20 protein-coding genes are annotated in these 18308 nt (G+C 68.9%); 12 read left to right on the top strand and 8 right to left on the bottom strand.

All coding sequences use genetic code 11. The features are described from left to right. Positions 1 to 56: 56 nt before the first annotated feature. Positions 57 to 263 carry a hypothetical protein gene (locus tag FZ033_RS11070; protein WP_041574977.1) on the bottom strand — a complete coding sequence of 69 codons (207 nt, stop codon included), beginning with the start codon at positions 261 to 263 and terminating at the stop codon, positions 57 to 59. A gap of 578 nt (positions 264 to 841) precedes the next feature. On the opposite strand from FZ033_RS11070, the gene fae reads away from it, so the two are divergent. Next, positions 842 to 1351, top strand: a complete 510-nt coding sequence (gene fae / locus FZ033_RS11065; protein ID WP_149576210.1) for a formaldehyde-activating enzyme — start codon at positions 842 to 844, stop codon at positions 1349 to 1351. Positions 1352 to 1492: 141 nt separating this feature from the next. Here fae and FZ033_RS11060 read toward each other — a convergent pair whose 3' ends face one another. The 3 genes from FZ033_RS11060 to FZ033_RS11050 all read right to left on the bottom strand — a co-directional run bounded on the left by FZ033_RS11060 (position 1493) and on the right by FZ033_RS11050 (position 3670). Next, positions 1493 to 2479, bottom strand: a complete 987-nt coding sequence (locus tag FZ033_RS11060) for a YVTN family beta-propeller repeat protein (RefSeq protein ID WP_149576209.1) — start codon at positions 2477 to 2479, stop codon at positions 1493 to 1495. Beyond that, positions 2479 to 3015, bottom strand: a complete 537-nt coding sequence (locus tag FZ033_RS11055) for an SRPBCC family protein (RefSeq protein WP_149576208.1) — start codon at positions 3013 to 3015, stop codon at positions 2479 to 2481. Before FZ033_RS11055 ends, FZ033_RS11060 begins: the two co-directional genes overlap by 1 nt. 79 nt (positions 3016 to 3094) lie before the next feature. Next, positions 3095 to 3670: a DUF3280 domain-containing protein gene (locus tag FZ033_RS11050; protein WP_149576207.1), complete on the bottom strand. Its 576-nt coding sequence runs from the start codon at positions 3668 to 3670 to the stop codon at positions 3095 to 3097. A 177-nt stretch (positions 3671 to 3847) separates the two neighbouring features. On the opposite strand from FZ033_RS11050, the gene FZ033_RS11045 reads away from it, so the two are divergent. The 5 genes from FZ033_RS11045 to FZ033_RS11025 are packed head-to-tail and all read left to right on the top strand — an operon-like array spanning position 3848 to position 8476. Continuing rightward, complete coding sequence (locus FZ033_RS11045) at positions 3848 to 5080, top strand: ABC transporter substrate-binding protein (RefSeq protein ID WP_149576206.1); 1233 nt, start codon at positions 3848 to 3850, stop codon at positions 5078 to 5080. Between the two features lie 55 nt (positions 5081 to 5135). Then, positions 5136 to 6122 carry a YVTN family beta-propeller repeat protein gene (locus tag FZ033_RS11040; RefSeq protein WP_149576205.1) on the top strand — a complete coding sequence of 329 codons (987 nt, stop codon included), beginning with the start codon at positions 5136 to 5138 and terminating at the stop codon, positions 6120 to 6122. Positions 6123 to 6160: 38 nt separating this feature from the next. After that, positions 6161 to 6958: an ABC transporter ATP-binding protein gene (locus FZ033_RS11035; RefSeq protein WP_149576204.1), complete on the top strand. Its 798-nt coding sequence runs from the start codon at positions 6161 to 6163 to the stop codon at positions 6956 to 6958. Positions 6959 to 6968: 10 nt separating this feature from the next. Then, complete coding sequence (locus FZ033_RS11030; protein ID WP_149576203.1) at positions 6969 to 7841, top strand: ABC transporter permease; 873 nt, start codon at positions 6969 to 6971, stop codon at positions 7839 to 7841. Then, positions 7841 to 8476 carry a hypothetical protein gene (locus FZ033_RS11025; protein ID WP_269152265.1) on the top strand — a complete coding sequence of 212 codons (636 nt, stop codon included), beginning with the start codon at positions 7841 to 7843 and terminating at the stop codon, positions 8474 to 8476. The genes FZ033_RS11030 and FZ033_RS11025 overlap by 1 nt, the downstream gene beginning before the upstream one ends. Positions 8477 to 8500: 24 nt before the next feature. On the opposite strand, the gene hpt is transcribed toward FZ033_RS11025, so the two are convergent. Further along, the gene (gene hpt, locus FZ033_RS11020; RefSeq protein WP_149576201.1) at positions 8501 to 9037 is read right to left on the bottom strand and encodes a hypoxanthine phosphoribosyltransferase; all 537 of its coding nucleotides are present in this window, start codon (positions 9035 to 9037) and stop codon (positions 8501 to 8503) included. 281 nt (positions 9038 to 9318) lie between these two features. Here hpt and ftsE point away from each other — a divergent pair, with 281 nt between their 5' ends. From ftsE to FZ033_RS10995, 5 genes are all read left to right on the top strand, one after another. After that, on the top strand, positions 9319 to 9978 hold the full coding sequence (gene ftsE / locus FZ033_RS11015; RefSeq protein ID WP_041574975.1) for a cell division ATP-binding protein FtsE: 660 nt from the start codon (positions 9319 to 9321) through the stop codon (positions 9976 to 9978). Beyond that, positions 9965 to 10966, top strand: coding sequence for a cell division protein FtsX (locus FZ033_RS11010; protein WP_149576200.1), 1002 nt, complete (start codon positions 9965 to 9967; stop codon positions 10964 to 10966). Before ftsE ends, FZ033_RS11010 begins: the two co-directional genes overlap by 14 nt. An 82-nt stretch (positions 10967 to 11048) precedes the next feature. Beyond that, positions 11049 to 11870 carry a YdcF family protein gene (locus FZ033_RS11005; RefSeq protein ID WP_232847439.1) on the top strand — a complete coding sequence of 274 codons (822 nt, stop codon included), beginning with the start codon at positions 11049 to 11051 and terminating at the stop codon, positions 11868 to 11870. A gap of 136 nt (positions 11871 to 12006) precedes the next feature. Next, positions 12007 to 12828 (top strand): lysophospholipid acyltransferase family protein, encoded by an 822-nt coding sequence (locus FZ033_RS11000; protein WP_188079434.1) that lies wholly within the window; start codon positions 12007 to 12009, stop codon positions 12826 to 12828. Positions 12829 to 12861: 33 nt separating this feature from the next. Continuing rightward, positions 12862 to 13263, top strand: coding sequence for a hypothetical protein (locus FZ033_RS10995; RefSeq protein ID WP_149576199.1), 402 nt, complete (start codon positions 12862 to 12864; stop codon positions 13261 to 13263). 196 nt (positions 13264 to 13459) lie between these two features. On the opposite strand, the gene FZ033_RS10990 is transcribed toward FZ033_RS10995, so the two are convergent. Then, the gene (locus tag FZ033_RS10990; RefSeq protein WP_149576460.1) at positions 13460 to 14047 is read right to left on the bottom strand and encodes a gamma-glutamylcyclotransferase; all 588 of its coding nucleotides are present in this window, start codon (positions 14045 to 14047) and stop codon (positions 13460 to 13462) included. 315 nt (positions 14048 to 14362) lie between these two features. Between FZ033_RS10990 and FZ033_RS10985 the strand changes: the two genes are divergently transcribed. Then, positions 14363 to 15427, top strand: a complete 1065-nt coding sequence (locus FZ033_RS10985) for a DUF2125 domain-containing protein (protein ID WP_188079433.1) — start codon at positions 14363 to 14365, stop codon at positions 15425 to 15427. Between the two features lie 12 nt (positions 15428 to 15439). On the opposite strand, the gene FZ033_RS10980 is transcribed toward FZ033_RS10985, so the two are convergent. Together FZ033_RS10980 and FZ033_RS10975 are read right to left on the bottom strand one after the other, a co-directional pair. After that, the gene (locus tag FZ033_RS10980) at positions 15440 to 16573 is read right to left on the bottom strand and encodes an alpha-D-ribose 1-methylphosphonate 5-triphosphate diphosphatase (RefSeq protein WP_149576197.1); all 1134 of its coding nucleotides are present in this window, start codon (positions 16571 to 16573) and stop codon (positions 15440 to 15442) included. 89 nt (positions 16574 to 16662) lie between these two features. Beyond that, entirely contained in the window at positions 16663 to 18300 is a 1638-nt protein-coding gene (locus FZ033_RS10975; RefSeq protein WP_149576196.1) for a hypothetical protein, read from the bottom strand. Between the last annotated feature and the right edge of the window lie 8 nt (positions 18301 to 18308).

Raw genomic sequence — 18308 nt, 5'->3', positions numbered from 1 at the left:
CGCAAGGGGAGGTTCCGGACGCGGACCCCGCAGAGACGCACCGGCCAGACGCAGGATCAGATGTCGCGGGAGAGGCGGCTCGCGGGCACGCACTTCCAGCGGCCCACCTGCCACTGGGGATGCTCCTCGCTCCACTGGGCGATGGTGAACTGGGACGACATCATGCAGGCGGTGGGCGCGGCCACCTCCACTGAAACGTTGATCCGCTCTTCCCGGCAGGTGGCCGGCGCGGTGATCAGGCACGCATAAAGCACGACGAACATGACGGTGACTTCCCCATTTGGCTGTGCTGGGTCTGCCGCCCTTCCGTTTTCCGTCCCACTGCCTTTCACCGGCAGTTTACCGTTGGTCCGCGGTATTATCGGAGTGTATCGCGGCCATTCTTATGAACTTCTCAGTCTTCGTCACAAAGCAAATACGATGCCAAAGATGCCTACCTTTCCGCCAGTCTCTCGCCGATCCAGGATCTTCTCACCCGGCGCGGTGAACGACCTCAGCTGCGGCTTCAAGCCACGCTCAAGGCCGGCACCTTTATCCGGCCAATCTTGCCATGAAAGCGGGCGAAGGTCCCAATAACGTCTTCTAACCGATCGTGACCGCAGCAAAATCAGGGGGTTTGCGCGTGCCGAGAGGAACGATGGTCACGCTGCAGTGCCGCATGGTTTCGCATTGCGGCCGGCTTGCTGGTGAAGGCGGGCTCGGCTAGTGTCCCGCCCGCTATCTGGTGAACCGGTTCGGCACTCCTGCCGGGCGCTGACAACAAGGGTAGGCGGCATATGACCGCTTCCCGGAATGCCTTCGGGGCGGTCATCCCTGTTCGATCTACGAGGGAGGGCATAAGGTGGCTAAGATTAACAAGGTTCTGATCGGTGAAGCGCTTGTCGGCGACGGCAACGAGGTGGCTCACATCGATCTCATCATCGGCCCGCGTGGTAGCGCCGCCGAGACGGCGTTCTGCAACAGCCTGACCAACAACAAGGACGGCTTCACCACGCTTCTCGCGGTGCTCGCCCCGAACATGCAGTGCAAGCCCAACACCCTGCTGTTCAACAAGGTGACCATCAAGGATGCGCGGCAGGCGGTGCAGATGTTCGGTCCCGCGCAGCGCGGCGTCGCCAAGGCGGTGCAGGACGCGGTGGCCGAAGGCACCATCCCCCTGGAAGAGGCCGACGACCTCTACATCTGCGTCGGCGTGTTCATCCATTGGGAAGCGGCGGACGACGCCAAGATCCAGCACTACAACTACGAGGCGACCAAGCTCTCCATCCAGCGCGCCGTGGCGGGTTTCCCCTCCGCCAAGGAAGCGACCGAGCAGCGCGATCTGGTGAAGCACCCCTTCGCGGCGGCCTAGAGCGGAAACCACCCTGGGCAGAGCGGCGACCTTCCGGCGATGCCGAAAGGTCTGCTTCAGCGGTTGGCCGCCCTATTTTTCAACAAGTAAGTCTGAAGCGACCGGCGGTACTCCCGCCGGTCGTTTCTATTTGGGCACAGCTTATGGCGTCGGGTCGCGCCGGATGAAGGCGCCGAATGCGCGCGGCCCTTCCCCCACCGCCACGCTCGCCACCACCTTCAGGGTCCGCGCATCGATGGTGGAGAGGGTGTTGTCGAACCAGTTGGCCACATAGACGTGCCGGCCATCGGCACCGGCGGCGATGCCTTCGGGATATTCTCCCACATGCACCAGGCCGCGCGGCTCCAGCGTCGCCACGTCGAACACGCTCACCGTGCCCGCATACTGGTTGGTGACGAAGGCGAGCCGCCCGATCAGCGCCACCGCATAGGGCCGCGATCCCACCTTCACCGTGCCCACCACGGCGCGGGCGGTGACATCGATGATGCTCACGTCGTCCGAGCCCACATTGGCGGTATAGGCGCGCGTTCCATCCGCCGAGAGGGTGATGCCGAAGGGCCGCTTGCCCACGGGGATCACCGCCACCCGCTCCAGCCGCGCCGTATCGATGAGCGAGACCGTGTCGTCGTCCCGGTCGGCGGACAGCACGAACGCGCCGTCCGGCGTCACCGCGAGGCCGGAGGGAGAGGCGCCGGCAGGGGCCGTGCGGATCTCCCCGGGCTTGTCGGGGTCCACCACCAGCAGGCGCGCGCCATACCAGTCGGCCACATAGACCGGGCTTCCGGCCGGGGCCACGGCGACGCCCAGGGGACCGCCGGTGAGGGGAATACGGGCGATGACCTTCCGCGCCGCCGTATCGATCACGCTGAGGGCCTTGCCCTCGGGGCTGGTGACGAAAGCGCGCCGGCCGTCCTGCGACACCGCCACGCCGGCCGGCTGGCCGGGCACGGGGATGCGGGCGACGAGGCGCGCGGGCGCCCCGTCCGTGCCGCCAAGGTCCAGCACCGCCACCTCGTTGCCCGGCTGGTTGGTGACGAAGGCTTCCTCCGCCACGGCGGAAGCGGCAGAAGCGGCAGCACTCAGAAAAAGCGCGAGGGCGGCAGCCGCCCCCCTCGCCTTCAGCCCCATCAGGAGCCCTTTTCCAGCTTGGCCTTCAGGGCGTCGAGGCCGCCGCGATAGACGCCGGTCACCGCGGCGATGGCGGCCTCGTCGCTCAGCTCCGGAGGCGGATCATTGTTGGGGTAGCCGCGATAGAAGGCGCCGCGCCACTCCACCTTGGAATGGGTGGCGTCGATGGGCGTGACGGTGATGGTGGAGGAATAATTGGTCACCGGCAGGACTTTCACGTCCACTTCCGCGATGCGGTAGGAATAGCTCTTCTGCTCGGGCTCGAACTTGTAGAGCACCTCGTCGATGGTGCCGCCGCCCTGGAGGGTGAGCTTGCGGGTGGCGTCCACCGCGTTGCCGCCCTGGCCGACGTTGGCGGTCACGGCCGGGTGCCAGCTCATGTCCTGGAAATTGCCGATGGCGGCCCACACCTTCTCGGCGGGGGCGTTGATATCGACGGTCTCCGTCACCTTCTTGCGGGTGGGGCCGTGCGCGTCGGCGGCGACGGGCAGCAGCGCCATGGAAAGCGCCGCGGCGGCGGCAAGCAACAGCTTCATGAAACACATTCCTCCGATGGTCCGGCCCGTTCCCCGGGCCGTAGTCTTGTGCAAAGGCGCCCGCCGGCGGGCGACGGCGCTATCTGGGGTCGAGGGGCGGCTGCCCCGGGGCCAGGATGCGGTTTTTCATCAAATAGCGCACCCCGCGCAGCCACGATTCGTCAGTGTTGCCGCGGATGTCCACCTGCCCGCCGCGCACCACCTTCTCCGCCCCGCCCACCTCCTTCACCCGGATCGTGAACGTGAGGATGAGATTGGAAAGCTTGCGCACCATGCCGAGGACCTCGAGCCGGGCGCCAGCGGCGCCGGCGATTTCCTCCTCGCAACCGTTGCACTTGTAGAAGGGCGCGAGCTCGGCGATGCGGGCGGCCTCGCCCTGAAGGTCCACCGGCGCCATCTCGCCGGATTCGGCGATGAGGCGGGCCAGCTCCGCATTCACCAGCTTCAGGCGCGCCGCCTGCTCGGCCTGCACCTCGGGCCGGGTGTCCAGGGTGTCGTCGAAGAACTCGAAGCCGAACACGGCCGTTGGCACGCCGGCAGCCGCCGCCGGCCCGCAGACGAGAACCCCGGCGAAGGCCCAAGAGATGGCCAACGCAACGGCAAGGCCCGCGCCGACACGCCGGGCGGTTTGAAGACCCTTGTAAGCACACCACATGGCGTCAACCTTTTCCGGTTCAGGGTGTCACAGCCGCACCGCGCGTGGCAAGCCGGGAACATCTTATTGTTTTCTTAGATCTATTCGGTTGCACCCCTCAGACGATGGTGTCTAGATCTTCGCCTCTTCGACGGACGATCGCCCGGACCGTGCTGAACCGATGCTGATTTTGGCCCCATGCTGACCCGCGTTGCCCGCCTGCTGCTCCCGGCCGCGCTGCTCGCGGCGGCGCCTCTGTGCCTGAATGTGGCGCAGGCGCAGCAGCCGGCGGCGGATGCCACGGCGCCAGCTGAGGCGAAGCCGCTCGAGATCCGCATCGGCCTCATCACCCGCGCCGTGCCACCGCCGCCGCTTTATGATCTCCTCGCGGTGCCGGAAGACGAGGCCGTGGCTGGCGCGGAACTGGCGCTGAAGGACAACACCACCACCGGCCTCTTCACCGGCCAGAGCTTCGCCCTTGAGACCACCACGCTGGCCGAGGACGAGGACCCGGCGGAGGCCGCCCGCACCCTGGTGGCGAACGGCACGCGCCTCCTCATCATCAACCTGCCCGGCGCCGAGCTGCTCAAGGTGGCCGACGCGGTGAAGGACAAGGGCGCCGTCCTCTTCAACGTGGGCGCCACCGACGATGCGCTGCGCGCGCAGGATTGCCGGGCCAACGTGTTCCACGTGGCACCGAGCCGCGCCATGCTCACCGACGCCCTGATGCAGTTCCTCGCCAGCAAACGCTGGACCAAGCTCTTCCTCATCACCGGCCCGCAGCCGGCGGACGCCCTCTATGCCGAGGCCCTGCGCCGCTCGGCGAAGAAGTTCGGGCTGAAGATCGTCGCCGACAAGCCCTGGACCTTCGGCCCGCTGGGGCGCGAGCGCTCCGACAGCATCACCCGTTCCGACGCCCTCGTCTTCAGCCGGGGCGTGGACGCAGACGTGATCGTGGTGGCGGACGAGGCCAACGATTTCGGCACCTACATCCCGTTCCGCACCTACGAGCCGCGCCTCGTGGTGGGCACGCAGGGCCTCACCGCCTCCACCTGGCATCCGGCGCAGGATGCCTGGGGCTCGGCGCAATTGCAGAGCCGCTTCCTTCGCTCGGCCTCCCGCACCATGCGGCCGGCGGACTACCAGGCCTGGGTCGCCGCGCGCATGATCGGAGAGGCGACCACCCGCACCAAGAGCGCCGACCCCGCCACCCTCGCCGCCTTCCTGCGGACGCCGGATTTCAGCCTCGCCGCCTTCAAGGGCGTGCCGGTGAGCATCCGGCCGTGGGACCAGCAACTGCGCCAGCCGCTGCTCATCGCCCAGCCCCTCGACATCGTCTCGGTGGCGCCGGAAGACGGCTTCCTGCACCAGCGCACCCCCCTCGATACCCTCGGCACTGACGAGGGCGAATCCAGATGCCACCTGAAATGACGCCGCCTGAAATGACAAGGCGCGAAAAGCGCCACCGTCCGGGAGGACACGTTTGATGACCCTTCTTCGTCCCCGACGGCTTGCAGCGCTGCTCGCAGGCGCCGCCGCGCTGGTCGCCGCCGATGCTGCGTCCGCCTACACGGTCTATGTGTCCAACGAGAAGGGCAACACCATCAGCGTGATCGATTCCACCACGCTGGAGGTGAAGCAGACGGTGAAAGTGGGCCGGCGCCCGCGCGGCATCACCATCAGCCCGGACGGCAAGGCGGTCTATGTCTGCGCCAGCGACGATCACGCGGTGCAGGTGATCGATCCCGCCAGCCTGAAGATCCTGCGCAAGCTGAAGTCCGGTCCCGATCCGGAACTGTTCGCGCTGCATCCCACCGGCAACCCGCTCTACATCGCCAACGAGGACGACAACCAGGTCACCGTGCTCGACGTGGAGGCCAACAAGGTCGTCGCCCAGGTGCCGGTGGGCACCGAGCCGGAAGGCATGGCGGTGAGCCCGGACGGGAACACCCTGGTGGCCACCTCCGAAACCACCAACATGGCCCATTTCATCGACACCAGGACCAACAAGATCATCGGCAACGTGCTGGTGGACGCGCGCCCGCGCTTCGCCGAATTCTCCGCCGACGGCAAGCGCCTTTGGGTGTCGGCGGAAGTGGGCGGCACGGTCTCGGTGATCGATCCGCAGACCCGCCAGATCATCCGGAAGATCGACTTCAAGATCCCCGGCGTCTCCAAGGAATCCATCCAGCCCGTGGGCATCCGCATCACCAAGGACGGCAAGCGCGCCTTCGTGGCGCTCGGCCCGGCCAACCGGGTGGCGGTGGTGAATGCCGAGACCTTCGAGGTGGAAAAGTATCTCCTCGTGGGCCAGAGGGTGTGGCAGCTCGCCTTCACTCCGGACGAGAAGCTGCTGTTCACCACCAACGGCAATTCCAACGATGTCTCCGTCATCGACGTGCCCGAGCTGAAGGTGGTGAAATCCATCAAGGTGGGCGGTGCCCCGTGGGGCGTTGTGGTCTCGCCCCAATAGGTGCGAGGGTTGAATCCGGCACGGCCCGGAGAGGCGGCATGAACCATCAGGAAGCGCCGGCGCTGGAAATCCGCGCGGTCAGCCACGCCTTCGGCAAAAGGCTGGCGCTTAACGACGTGTCGCTGGCCGTGCCGGCGGGCCGCTTTGTGGCGCTGCTCGGGCCCAACGGCGCGGGCAAGACCACCTTGTTCTCGCTGGCGACGCGGCTCTACAGCACACGCGAGGGCGCCGTGCGCATCTTCGGCCGCGACCTGGCCACAAGCCCCTCGGCGGCGCTGGCGGAGCTGGGGGTGGTGTTCCAGAACCGGACACTGGACCTCGACCTGACGGTGAACCAGAACCTCGCCTACCACGGCGCCCTGCACGGCCTCTCCGGACGGCCTCTGAAGGCCCGCATCTCGGCGCTGCTGCATCTGGTGGGCCTTGCCGACCGGCTGAACGAGAAGGTGCGCACCCTCTCCGGCGGGCAGGCGCGGCGGGTGGAGATCGCCCGCGCCCTCATCCACCGCCCGCGCCTGCTGCTGCTGGACGAGGCCACCGTGGGCCTCGACCTTGCCTCCCGCGCCGCCATCGTGGACATCGTGCGCCGGCTGGTGGCCGAGGAGGGCCTCGCGGTGCTGTGGGCCACCCACATCTTCGACGAGGTGCACCCGCAGGACGACATCTACGTGCTCGACAAGGGCCGCATCATCGCCCACGGCACGGCGGGTGAAGTGGCCGGCGCGCATCTCGCGCCCGCCCGCCCCATGGAGGAACCTGCTCCGGAGGGCGCTACGGCCGCGCTGGAAGCCGCCTTCCGCGCCATGACGGCGGCCCGTGCCGAGGATGCCGCATGAGGACGACAGCATGAGCGACACCGCGCTGCCGCCCCGCCCCATTGCCCACCCGATCGTCCGCCCGCTGGGCTTGGCCGGCCACGCGGTGTGCCTTGGCGGGATCGTGAACCGCGAGCTGCTGCGCTTCGTGCAGCAGAAGGAGCGCTTCCTCTCGGCCCTGGTGCGGCCGCTGGTGTGGCTCTTCATCTTCGCCGCCGGCTTCCGCAGCGTGCTGGGGGTGTCCATCATCCCGCCCTACGAGACCTATGTGCTCTACGAGGTCTATGTGACGCCGGGCCTCGCGGTGATGATCCAGCTGTTCAACGGCATGCAGTCCTCCCTCTCCATGGTCTACGATCGGGAGGTGGGCTCCATGCGGGTGCTGCTCACCAGCCCGTTCCCGCGCTGGTATCTGCTGCTGTCGAAGCTGGTGGCCGGCGTGGTGGTGTCGCTGGCGCAGGTCTACGTGTTCCTCGCCATCGCCCGGCTGTGGGAGGTGGAGATGCCGCCCATGGGCTATCTGGCGGCGCTGCCGGCCTTCATCCTCACCGGGCTGATGCTGGGCTCCATCGGGCTGGTCATCTCCTCGCTGATCCGGCAGCTGGAGAATTTCGCCAGCGTGATGAACTTCGTCATCTTCCCCATGTTCTTCGCCTCGTCCGCCCTCTACCCCCTGTGGCGCGTGCGCGACGCAAGCGAGACGCTCTACCTGGTCTGCATGATCAATCCCTTCACCCATGCGGTGGAGCTGGTGCGCAACGCGCTCTACGGCGTGTTCGAGCCGGTCTCCTTCGCCGTCGTGCTCGGCACCACCATCGTGTTCTTCGCCCTCGCCGTCGTCGCCTATGATCCCGGGCGCGGCATCATGGGGCGGCGTGGCGGTCCCAAAGGAGAAGCCGCGTGATGCGCTCCGTTTCGCTCCCCCTCATCGCCGCCGGCCTGCTTCTGGCCGCCTCCCTGCCGGCGCTGGCCCAGCCCAAGGCCGACCCGGATTGGCCGTGCATCCAGCGCAAGGCGCCGGAGATCGACCTCGCCCAGGTGTGGAACGGGCCGGACCCCGCCACCGCCGGCAAATGGACCGACGACCAGGAGGCCGCCACCGTCGCCCAGCGGATCGCCTCCCGCCGCACCCCCATGGACGAGGTGGACGTGGTGCTGCAGCTGTTCGCGCGAGAGGCGGGGGCAGAGGCCAACACCCGGCTGCTGCGGGTGATGGCGGGCACCTACGAGATCATCAACACCGAGCGCAGCCGCGTCATGCACGGCATCGAGCGCTATGCCCGCGGCCAGCAGCGCCTCGCCGACCGCATCCGCGAGGAGGGCGAGAAGCTGAGCCAGGCCAAGGCCACCGCCGTCATGACCAACGTCCCCGCCGAGAGCGCAGAGACCAAGACCCTGGACGAGCAACTGACCTGGGACGCCCGCATCTTCGACGAGCGGGCGCGTTCCCTCACCTATGTGTGCGAGATGCCGGTGCTGCTGGAGCAGCGGGCCTATGAGATCGGCCAGCGCATCGCCGCGCGCATGAAGGGCGGGTGAGGCGGCCTCCTCTCCAGAGACGCCTTACCCCAGCCCCTTGATGTGCCCGATGAAGGGCAGCTGGCGGAAGGCGTGGGCCACGTCCATGCCGTAGCCGACCACGAACACGTCGGGGCAGGTGAAGCCCACGAAGTCCGGATCAATCTGCACCGCGCGCTTGCCGGGCTTCTCCAGCAGCACGCACACCAGCACCCGCCGCGCCCCGCGCGCCATCAGCAGGTCCTTGGCGAAGGCCAGGGTACGGCCTGATTCGAGGATGTCGTCGATGAGCAGCACGTCGCGGTCGCGCACGTCGCTCTGCACGTCCCGCAGGATCTCCACCTGGCCGGAGGAGACCGTGGCCTCGCGGTAGGAGGACACGTGCATGAACTCCACCTCGGGCTCGAGGCCCGAGCCGTGCAGCGCGCGCAGCAGGTCGGCGGCGAACATGAAGGAGCCCTTCAGCACCGCGACGGCGAGCAGGCGCTCCGGGTTGGTGGCGGCGATCTCGACCGCGAGGGAGTGGTTGCGGGCGGCGATGCGGTTCTCGTCGTAGAGAACGGTGACGTTGGGCAGGGTCATGGTTCCTCGTCGCAAGATGCGCGAGCATGGGCCTTATGGAACGGGGCGTCCACCCGGACGATGGGCGGGACATGGGCGGGCGCATCGGCGCAGGCCGTCGCGACCCTATCCCGGCCGACCCCGGGAAGCGCTGACAGCCCTCCCCTCGGGCGGGAGCGGGACGACGCCCGGATCGTCGGCCTGGTCCCCGACACCCACAGTCCCAGCCGGTGGCGGGGCGGCGCGCTTCGTTTATGTTGGGACCGCATGCATCACTGGCGATTCGCGGGAAGGAAGGGGCGTTGGTCCGGTTCGAGAATGTCGGCCTGAGATACGGGATGGGACAGGAAGTGCTGAAGGACGTGTCCTTTGGCATCCAGCCCAATTCGTTCCAGTTTCTCACCGGCCCCTCGGGCGCCGGCAAGACCACGCTCATGCGCCTGCTGTTCCTGTCGCTGAAGCCCACGCGCGGGCTCATCACCCTGTTCGGGCGGGACGTCTCCTCCCTCGATCCGGACGAGGTGGCGGTGCTGCGCCGGCGCATCGGCATCGTGTTCCAGGATTTCCGCCTGCTGGACCACCTCACCACCTACGAGAACGTCTCGCTGCCCCTGCGCGTGCTCGGCAAGGAGGAGGCGAGCTACCGCGCCGAGGTGACCGAGCTTCTGGGCTGGGTAGGCCTCGGCGACCGCATGCATGTGCTGCCGCCCATCCTCTCCGGCGGCGAGAAGCAGCGTGCCGCCATCGCCCGCGCCCTCATCGGCCGGCCGGAATTCCTGCTCGCCGACGAGCCCACGGGCAATGTGGACCCGACGCTCGCCCGCCGGCTGCTGCGCCTGTTCATCGAACTCAACAAGTCCGGCACGTCGGTGCTGCTGGCCACCCATGACATCGCGCTCATGGACCAGTACGACGCCCGCCGCCTCGTGATCGCCGACGGGCGCCTCTATGTCTACGAATGACGCCGCCCCCGTTGGCAAGCCGCCGGCCGCCGCCGTGCCGGGCGATCCGGCGCGGGCCGCCAAATCCCAGCCCGCCAAGCCCCGGGCGGAAAAGGCGCGCCAGCCCACCTCCATCGTGCCCTCCGCCACCATTGCCGGGCGGGCGCTGGTGGCGGTAGTGGCCATCATGACCTTTCTGGCCGCCATCACCATCGGCTCGGCGGTGGCGGTACGCGGCACCGCCAGCCAGTGGCGCTCGGACGTGACGCGGGAAGTCACCATCCAGATCCGCGCCGGCGACAAGGCCTCGACCGACGCGCAGGTGCAGGCCGCCGCCGACATCGCGCGTAAAACCCCCGGCATCGCCGACGCCCACATCCTCACCGGCGAGGAGACCTCGCGCCTGCTGGAACCGTGGCTGGGCTCCGGCCTCGACCTCAACGACCTGCCGGTGCCCCGCGTGGTGGTGCTGCGCCTCGACGGCGCGGGCACCGCCGACCTTGCCCGGCTGAAGCGTACCCTCACCGACAAGATCCCCACCGCCTCCCTGGACGATCATCGCGGCTGGTCGCGGCGCCTGGTGGCGGTGACCGACGCGGTGATGCTCATCGGCGTGGTGATGCTGGTGCTGGTGGGCCTCGCCACCGTGCTGTCGGTGGTGTTCGCCACCCGCGCGGCGGTGGCCACCAACCGGGCGGTGGTGGAGGTGCTGCATTTCGTCGGCGCGCGGGACGGCTTCATCGCCGCCCAGTTCCAGCGCCATTTCCTGAAGATCGGCACCCAGGGCGGGCTGATCGGCGGGCTCGGCGCGGCGGCGGTATTCGGCGCCATCGCCGCGCTGCCGCAGCTCGGCCTTGGCGGCGATCCGGAGCTGCCAACCGTGGTGAGCTGGCTCAATCCCGGCCTGTGGGGCTTTCTCGGCATCGCGGTGGCGGTGGCGGTGGTGGCACTGGCAACCGCCCTCACCTCCCGTGTCACCGTTTACCGGACGTTGAGGACGATCCAATGAAATGCGCCCGGCGGGAGCAGGACGGGCCGGCCGGCTGCGGTCTTCCTCGCCTCCGCCGCATTCCACGGGCATTCTTCGCTTCATGACCATGTCCAACACCGGGCGCAGAGCGGTGCGGCAGAAGCAGTCCGCGACAGGGAGGACGGGCGCGCGGGCGCAAACCCCGACCCGCCCGCGCAGCCTTCTGCGCCGCCTCGCCGTCGCCCTGGTGCTGCTGACGGGCCTCGCCGGCGTGGCCGCGGCCGCGGGATTCCTGGCCTTCACCGCGCAGATCGCCGCCCGCGAGCCGGCGGCGGTGCGCTCCGCCGACGCCATCGTGGTGCTCACCGGCGGGCCGTCGCGCATCGTGGATGCGGTGGGCCTGCTGGCCGACGGACGCGGACGGCGGCTGCTGATCACCGGCGTCAATCCCGCCACCTCCATGGACGAGATGCGCCGCGCCCTGCCGGACGGCGAGCATCTGCTGGGCTGCTGCATCGATCTCGGCCACAAGGCGCTGAACACCCGCGGCAACGCGCTGGAGGCGGCGGAATGGGCGCGGGAGAAGCGCTTCCGCTCGCTGGTGGTGGTCACCTCCTCCTGGCACATGCCCCGCGCCATGATGGAGCTGGGCCGCGCGCTGCCGGACGTTGAACTGGTATCCTATCCTGTCGTCACCACCCGCACCCAGCCGGAAAGCTGGTGGAGCGATCCCGGCACGCTGAATCTGCTGGTGAAAGAATACCTCAAGTTCGTCATGGCCACGGTGAAGATCCGCCCGGCGCAGGCGGTGGCAGGCGCCGGCGAGGCCCCGCGTCCGGCGCCTCCTGCCTCGGTCGCCCCGGCCACGCTCCGCATCACCCCCACGCCCATTCCCACCACCGGCGCCGGCTTCCGGCCGGCGGAGGCGCGTCTTTCGCCCTGATTGCGGCGCTCCACTCTTGAGTTTGGCCGCGGGATCGCCGATCAGGTGGCCGCGCCTGCCCGATCCGTCACCCGACACCCGTCGCCCGGCGGGCCACAGGCTCAGGTAAAACGGACCCAAGCGACTGGAGACCCTTGTGACCGGCGTCCTCACGGCCTTCCGCTCGCTGCTCTTCCAGGTGGCGTTCTACGGGATCACGACCCTTTATCTGATTGTCCTGATGCCCCTCATCCCGATTTTGCCGCGCCGGCTGCTCTGGAAGTTCGGCGCGTTGTGGTGGGTCGCCACCAACCGCGTGCTGCTGCGCGTGCTGGTGGGTATCCGCGCCGAGTTTCGCGGGCTGGAGCGCATCCCGCAGGGGCCATTGCTGATCGCCGCCAAGCACCAGTCGGCTTGGGAGACGTTCGCGCTCTTGCCGCTGTTCCGCGACCCCGCCTTCATCCTGAAGCAGGAACTGATGCGGATCCCCTTGTTCGGGTGGCTCGCCGCGAAGCTGCGCATGATCCCCGTCGACCGCAAGGGCGGCACGGCCGCGCTTAAGACCATGACCCGGCGGGCGCAGGCCGACATGGCCGAGGGCCGGCAGATCCTGATCTTCCCGGAGGGCACGCGGCGCCCCCCCGGCGCGCCGCCGGACTACAAGTTCGGCGTCGCCTATCTCTATTCCACCCTGAAGGTGCCTTGCCTGCCCGTCGCCCTCAATTCCGGGCTGTGCTGGCGGCGACGGGCCTTCATCCTGCGACCGGGGACCATCCTGGTCGAAGTGCTGGAGCCGATCCCCCCAGGCCTCGGCCGCGCCGCCTTCATGGCGCGCCTCGAACACGACATCGAAACCGCCAGCAACCGCCTCCTCGCCGAGGGACTGGATGACCTGGGTACGGCAGCCCCCGACGACGTGCGGCGGCCCCCGGAAACCCTGCCCGATCCCCGTTTTCCACCGCCTGTGGAAAACTCTTGATCGAGGGCCCGATATCGTTCTAGTTTCGTTCTCATGAACGCAACTGATTCGCTCCTCGTCCCCCTTGTGGATGCCGGCAACCTCAACGGTTTGAAGCACGGCCTCGGCTCGCGCTACCGCTTTTGGCGCGACGAGAACGGCGTGCGTCATGTGTTTTCCGTCTACCCCGCCGACGCCGCACCCGACTATCCCGACGCCCTTGCGGTGGTCACCCGGCGCACGCCCGCCGGCGCCATCGCCATGTGGGCCGGCCCCGCGGGCGAAGCCGCGCGCAATGCCGCGCTGCGCACGCGCGGGGATGAAATCCATATCCACGTCTTCGGCGAGGAGGGCGCGCCTACGCTGCGCCGCCTCATGGACCGCGGCGCCGTCCTTTCGGCCCCCCGCTCCACCGGCCTGCCCCGCTGCCGCAACGACCGTCGCCACGCCGCCTGAGGGCGCGAAAGGCGATCTCGCGGCTTTGCCGTTCGTCAAGCCTGAACGGCGGAGATGTGTCAGTTTGAAAGTCTGCTGCTGCGACCGGACACCCCGGTGAGCCCTCCCCCGCAAGCGGGCGAGGGAGTCGACGGTGCTTCAGTCAAGCTAAGGGCAGAACCCGCGCCGCCTCGCCGTCCCACGAGGTGACCAGCCCTCAGGGCAGCGTCTTCTCGTCGTCCGCCGGCAGGTCCGCCGGTGCGCCATGGCCGCCCGCCAGGTGGTGGACGATGAAGGCGAGCGCCGCGTCGCGGATGCCGAGGCCCTCCAGCGCCTTCACGGTGGCGACCACATAATCCGTGTTCGGCCCCGACTTGCCGTGGGAGCGTCGTACCAGGTGAAGCTGGTCCTGCAGGGTCAGGCCGCGGGCATATTGGGGATGGGCGCGGTTCACCAGATAGGCCACCGCCGGCGCCTCGCGACCTGATCCGTCCAGCAGGCTGATGCGGCGTGTCACCTCGCGATAGACGCCGGAAATCTGCTCCCGCTCGGTGAGGTAGGCGTGGGTCTGCGGCCAGTCCGCTGCGGCGACGCGATAGGCGATACCCCGGCAGGAGCCTCCCAGATCGAGCCCAAGCACAAGGCCCGGCTGTTCCGGCGTGCCGCGATGGTGGAACGAATAGACACACAGGGTCCGGTGCGCGCCGGTGAGCCGCGCCTCGCACCGCTCGGCGAAGGCAAAGCCGGGATTCCACATGAGCGAGCCATAGGCGAACACCCAGACATCGCCCGAATGGGGCTGCATCACGCCGGCTGGCCCGCCGCCCTTTCCCGCCCCCTGCTCGTCCACCATGGATGCGCCCGACGCTCCAACCGTGTGTTCAATGCGTTATCATTACACGCGCCCGCCCGCGCCACGACGCGCTCGGGCGTTGACAGAAACCCCAGACCGTCGCCTAACAGCCGGCACCTGCCGCCGCAAGCATGCGCCTGGTCCGCCCTTGAGCGAAACAGGCTGCCGCCCGCGTGCGCAAACCGATATTGCCCGACCCGTCGGGGCCTGTTGCGCGGCATGGATCCGCACGGCGGCTCCGACGGCCGCCACTTCCCAGGGACGTTCATGACCGCCACCGACGCCCTTCCTCCCCGCCGCAAGCCGTGGCTCGTCATCGTTCCGGTCACGCTCGTGGTGATCTTGGCCGTGATCTGGAGCGGCCTGTGGTTCTATGCGGCGGACCGCGCCCAGCGTGAGATCGATGCCTGGATCGGCCGGGAAGCCCGGCTCGGCCGCATCTGGGGCTGCGCCGACCGTAGCCTCGGCGGCTTCCCGTTCCGCTTCGAGCTGCGCTGCCAGAGCCCGACGCTGGAGACGCGGGGCGGCGACGCCATGCGCTTCACCGCGGTCTCCGCCCATGCGGTGGCTCAGGTGTGGGCACCGAGCCACATCGTCGCCGAGTTCGCCGGCCCGGCGCGGGTCGAGGACCTCAACACCGGCAGCGCCTATGGGGCCAATTGGTCGCTACTGCAGATGAGCGGTGTCGGCGACCTGTCCGGGCGGCCGCAGCGCTTCTCGCTGCAGGCCCACGACATGCGCATCGAGCAGCCGGGAGCAGCCGGGGCGCCCCCGTCACCCCTCGCCACGGCCCGCCTGTTCGAGTTTCATGCCCGCCTCGCCCCCGGCACGGACGGCAAGCCCGACGGGGTGGACTATGCCTCGGGCATGCGCGGCGGGGAGAGCGCCGTGCTCAATGCGCTGGGCGTCACCGGCCCGGTGGACATGACCCTTCAGGGCACCGTCACCGCCTCGGCGGACCTGCGCCCCATGCCGGTCGTCCAGCGCCTCAAGGCCTGGGCGGCGGCTGGCGGCACGGCGACGCTGGAGCGCTTCGCGGTGACCTCGCCCAAGCTCGCAGTGACCTCCACCGGCGCCGTCTCGCTGGATCAGCAGGGGCGGCTGAACGGCAAGCTCGACCTGGGCTTCGCCGGCCTCAACGACCTGGTGAAGGGGCTCGACCGCGCCGGCGTGGTCCCGCGCGAGGTGTCGCCCATCGTCGGCGCACTGGCCATGGTGGGCAAGCAGGGCGAGGTGGAGGGGCGCAAGGGCACCACCTTCGCGCTCAGCTTCGAGGCGGGCACGCTCAAGCTCGCCGGCTTCCCGGTGGGCATCGTCCCGTCCCTGTTTTAGGGCCAGGGACGCTCAGAACACCCGCTCGCCGTCCACCATCACCTGCCGCACCACCGGCGTCGTGTCCACGATGCGGAAGCGCAGCAGGTCGGCCCGAAGCCCTTCAGCCAGCCGGCCGCGATCGGCAAGCCCGGCCATCTGGGCCGGATTGCCGGTGACGAGGGTCATGGCCCGCGGCAGCGTCAGGCCATCGGCGAGATGGAGCCGCACCGCCGCCTGCAGCAGGCTCGCCGGCACGTAGTCGGAAGCGAGGGCATCCACCAGCCCCTCCCCCGCCAGCGCGCCCATGGCGACGCCGCCTGAATGGGAGCCGCCGCGCACCACGTTGGGCGCGCCGCCGATGGTGGCAAGCCCCGACGCCCGCGCCGCGACGGCGGCCGCGCGGGTGGTGGGGAACTCGCTCACGGTGCAGCCGGCCTCCTGGGCGAGGCGCACGTGATCATCCGTGGTGTCGTCGTGGCTGGCACGCACGAGGTTGGTGGCCGCCAGCATCTCCACCAGCGGCGCGAAATTGCGCTCCACGTTGGAGCGTCCACGCGCGGTGCGCTCGGCGATCTCGCGCTCCGCCTCGCCGGCATCCTTGCCGATGCCGAGGAGAAAGCCGCGCAGCACGTCCACGTTGCGCCACTGCCGGGCGCCGGGAGTGTGGTCCATGAGGGAGGCGAAGGCGAGGGTGGATCGCGCCAGCGCCGGTTCCACCAGCGCCAGCAGGTCGGGGTCCGTCATCTCACAGCGCAGGTGGACGAGGTGGTGGGCGCGGAACAGGCCGGCGCCGTCCTCCACCGCGTCCAGCATCAGCTCGAACAGGTCCCGCCGCTCCACCTTGGCCTGGTCGAAGCCACCGGCGCAGATGGCGTCGAACACGGTGGTGATGCCGCTCGCCACCGTCTGGCCGTCATGGGCCAGCGCGGCGGCCCGCGCGTCCGGCCAGAACACCTTGGGGCGCGGCACGAAATGGCCTTCCAGTGCGTCGGTGTGCAGGTCGACGATGCCGGGGGCGATGAAATCTCCCGCGCAGTCCATGGCCGATGGCGCATGGGCGCGGCCCGCGTCCACGGCGACGATGACGCCGTCGCGGACGGTGAGGGTGCCGTCGATCACCTCGTCGTCGAGGATCAGGCGGGCGTTGGTGTAGACGGTTTCCATGGGGGCTCTGTACCGGAAAGGGGCATGCCTTGCACCGAACCCGTGACGGCCAAGTGACCGCACGGTGGGTGACGGCACGCCCCCGCGGTTCAGGACGGCGGGGCGCTGGGCGGGATCACCTGGTAGAGCTGGAAGCGCTCGCCCTCGAACACCAGCTTCAGCCGGTCGCTGTCCGGATTGGGGGCGCCCCGCTCGGTGAAGAGCACATAGACATATTCGAAGTTCTGCGGCCACAGGTCCCAGTAGCGCGGGCCGTCGGCACTCGGCTCCTCCTCGGTCACGAGCAGCTGCTCGATCTGGGGCGGGGTGCCGTCCTCGGTGTCCACATGGCTGCGATAGGGCTCGTGCACGCGCAGGATCTGCTTGCCCTTCACCGCGAAGGCGGTGGTGACCAGCGACGACTTCTCGATCATGGCGAGGCAGGCGGCATGGACCAAGCCGAGATCGCGCGGATCGTTGCCGCCGTTGACATCGGCATAGGCGACCAGGATGCGGGAGCCGGGCCTGATCTGCTCCACCGACTGGCGGAACGCCACCGTCCACTGGGACAGGCGGTCCCACACCACCTGCACTTCGCCGACGCGGACCGCCAGCAGCAGGATCAGCACCACCGCGAAGCCGCGCCGGGCCAGGCGATGGCGCAGGTCCGCGCGCATGGCCGCGAGCACGAAGAAGGCGATGGCCACCGGCAGGCGCTGGTCGGCCATGTAGCTGGCGAACACCACGCGCGGCATGGCGAGATAGACCACCCCGGCCACCAGGAGCAGCGGCAGCATCAGCGAATGGACATGGAGCAGGCGGTGTCGCGCGGCCCAGATGGCTGCCCCCAGCACCACGGCGGTCAAAAGGACGGCCACGAAGTCGAAATAGACGTTCACGACCATTTCGAGGCCTTCGACCTTGCCCTGCGGCTCCCAGATATTCTCGGTGCTGAGGCCCCAGGTGGGGCTGGCGATCAGGAGCGGGACGATGGGCAGGAAGGGCAGGCCCGCCGCCACGAAGGTGGCAAGCCGCGGCCCCCACGGCCGGCCGTGGCCCTGGCGCAGGCGGTCCAGCTCGAAGGCGAGGAGGCCGACGCCATACACCCCCGCCGCGAACAGGTGGCAGAAGAACAGCGCCACCACGAACAGCGTCGAGATGACGAACCGCCACGGCCACGGCTTGTCGCGCAGGAACGCCCAGGCCGCGAGCGCGAACAGCGCCAGGCCGATGCCGAAGTAATAATTCATCACGCCGATGAGGAAGATGGCGTTGTAGAGCAGCGGGAAGGCCACCAGCGGCAGCGCCGACCACATGCCGAACAGCGCCCGGTTGAGCGTCAGCGTGCCGCCGGCGATGAGGGCGAAGCACATGAGCGTGTAGATCTCGCCGGCGGTATAGATGTCGGTGACCCGCTCGATGACCGGCACGATCAGGTCCATCATCACGTTCGGCAGGATGGACCACTTGAGATAGTAGAAGCGCGCGATGTCGGGATCGTCCGGCAGCGCGGCGATGACGTGCATGCGCGCCAGATGGTTCACATAGTCCGACAGGGGCGGCAGGGGGTGCGTCAGGATCGGCACCGCCACCAGCGCGAAACAGGCGACGAACAGCAGCGCGATCCAGCGTCCGCGCAGATCATGCGGCAGGCGCGGCGGCGCGGCATGTACAGGGTGGCCGAGGACGGGATGGCCCTGCGCGGCGGACGAATGCAACGCTGGGGAAGCGGACGAGGGGGTGGTCATCTGGGCCG

This window comes from Xanthobacter oligotrophicus (assembly GCF_008364685.1).
Classification (GTDB): domain Bacteria; phylum Pseudomonadota; class Alphaproteobacteria; order Rhizobiales; family Xanthobacteraceae; genus Xanthobacter; species Xanthobacter oligotrophicus.
This window is presented reverse-complemented; position numbering and strand designations above follow the sequence as displayed.

Coding starts and splice junctions, on each gene's coding strand:
- FZ033_RS10995 (WP_149576199.1), top strand. CDS start 12,862: ATGAACGCAACTGATTCGCTCCTCGTCCCCCTTGTGGATGCCGGCAAC.
- FZ033_RS11045 (WP_149576206.1), top strand. CDS start 3,848: ATGCTGACCCGCGTTGCCCGCCTGCTGCTCCCGGCCGCGCTGCTCGCG.
- FZ033_RS11050 (WP_149576207.1), bottom strand. CDS start 3,670: ATGTGGTGTGCTTACAAGGGTCTTCAAACCGCCCGGCGTGTCGGCGCG.
- FZ033_RS11040 (WP_149576205.1), top strand. CDS start 5,136: ATGACCCTTCTTCGTCCCCGACGGCTTGCAGCGCTGCTCGCAGGCGCC.
- FZ033_RS11005 (WP_232847439.1), top strand. CDS start 11,049: ATGACCATGTCCAACACCGGGCGCAGAGCGGTGCGGCAGAAGCAGTCC.
- FZ033_RS11060 (WP_149576209.1), bottom strand. CDS start 2,479: ATGGGGCTGAAGGCGAGGGGGGCGGCTGCCGCCCTCGCGCTTTTTCTG.
- FZ033_RS11070 (WP_041574977.1), bottom strand. CDS start 263: ATGTTCGTCGTGCTTTATGCGTGCCTGATCACCGCGCCGGCCACCTGC.
- FZ033_RS10990 (WP_149576460.1), bottom strand. CDS start 14,047: ATGCAGCCCCATTCGGGCGATGTCTGGGTGTTCGCCTATGGCTCGCTC.
- FZ033_RS11030 (WP_149576203.1), top strand. CDS start 6,969: ATGAGCGACACCGCGCTGCCGCCCCGCCCCATTGCCCACCCGATCGTC.
- FZ033_RS11025 (WP_269152265.1), top strand. CDS start 7,841: ATGCGCTCCGTTTCGCTCCCCCTCATCGCCGCCGGCCTGCTTCTGGCC.
- FZ033_RS11055 (WP_149576208.1), bottom strand. CDS start 3,015: ATGAAGCTGTTGCTTGCCGCCGCCGCGGCGCTTTCCATGGCGCTGCTG.
- FZ033_RS10975 (WP_149576196.1), bottom strand. CDS start 18,300: ATGACCACCCCCTCGTCCGCTTCCCCAGCGTTGCATTCGTCCGCCGCG.
- FZ033_RS11035 (WP_149576204.1), top strand. CDS start 6,161: ATGAACCATCAGGAAGCGCCGGCGCTGGAAATCCGCGCGGTCAGCCAC.
- FZ033_RS10980 (WP_149576197.1), bottom strand. CDS start 16,573: ATGGAAACCGTCTACACCAACGCCCGCCTGATCCTCGACGACGAGGTG.
- hpt (WP_149576201.1), bottom strand. CDS start 9,037: ATGACCCTGCCCAACGTCACCGTTCTCTACGACGAGAACCGCATCGCC.
- FZ033_RS11010 (WP_149576200.1), top strand. CDS start 9,965: ATGTCTACGAATGACGCCGCCCCCGTTGGCAAGCCGCCGGCCGCCGCC.
- FZ033_RS10985 (WP_188079433.1), top strand. CDS start 14,363: ATGACCGCCACCGACGCCCTTCCTCCCCGCCGCAAGCCGTGGCTCGTC.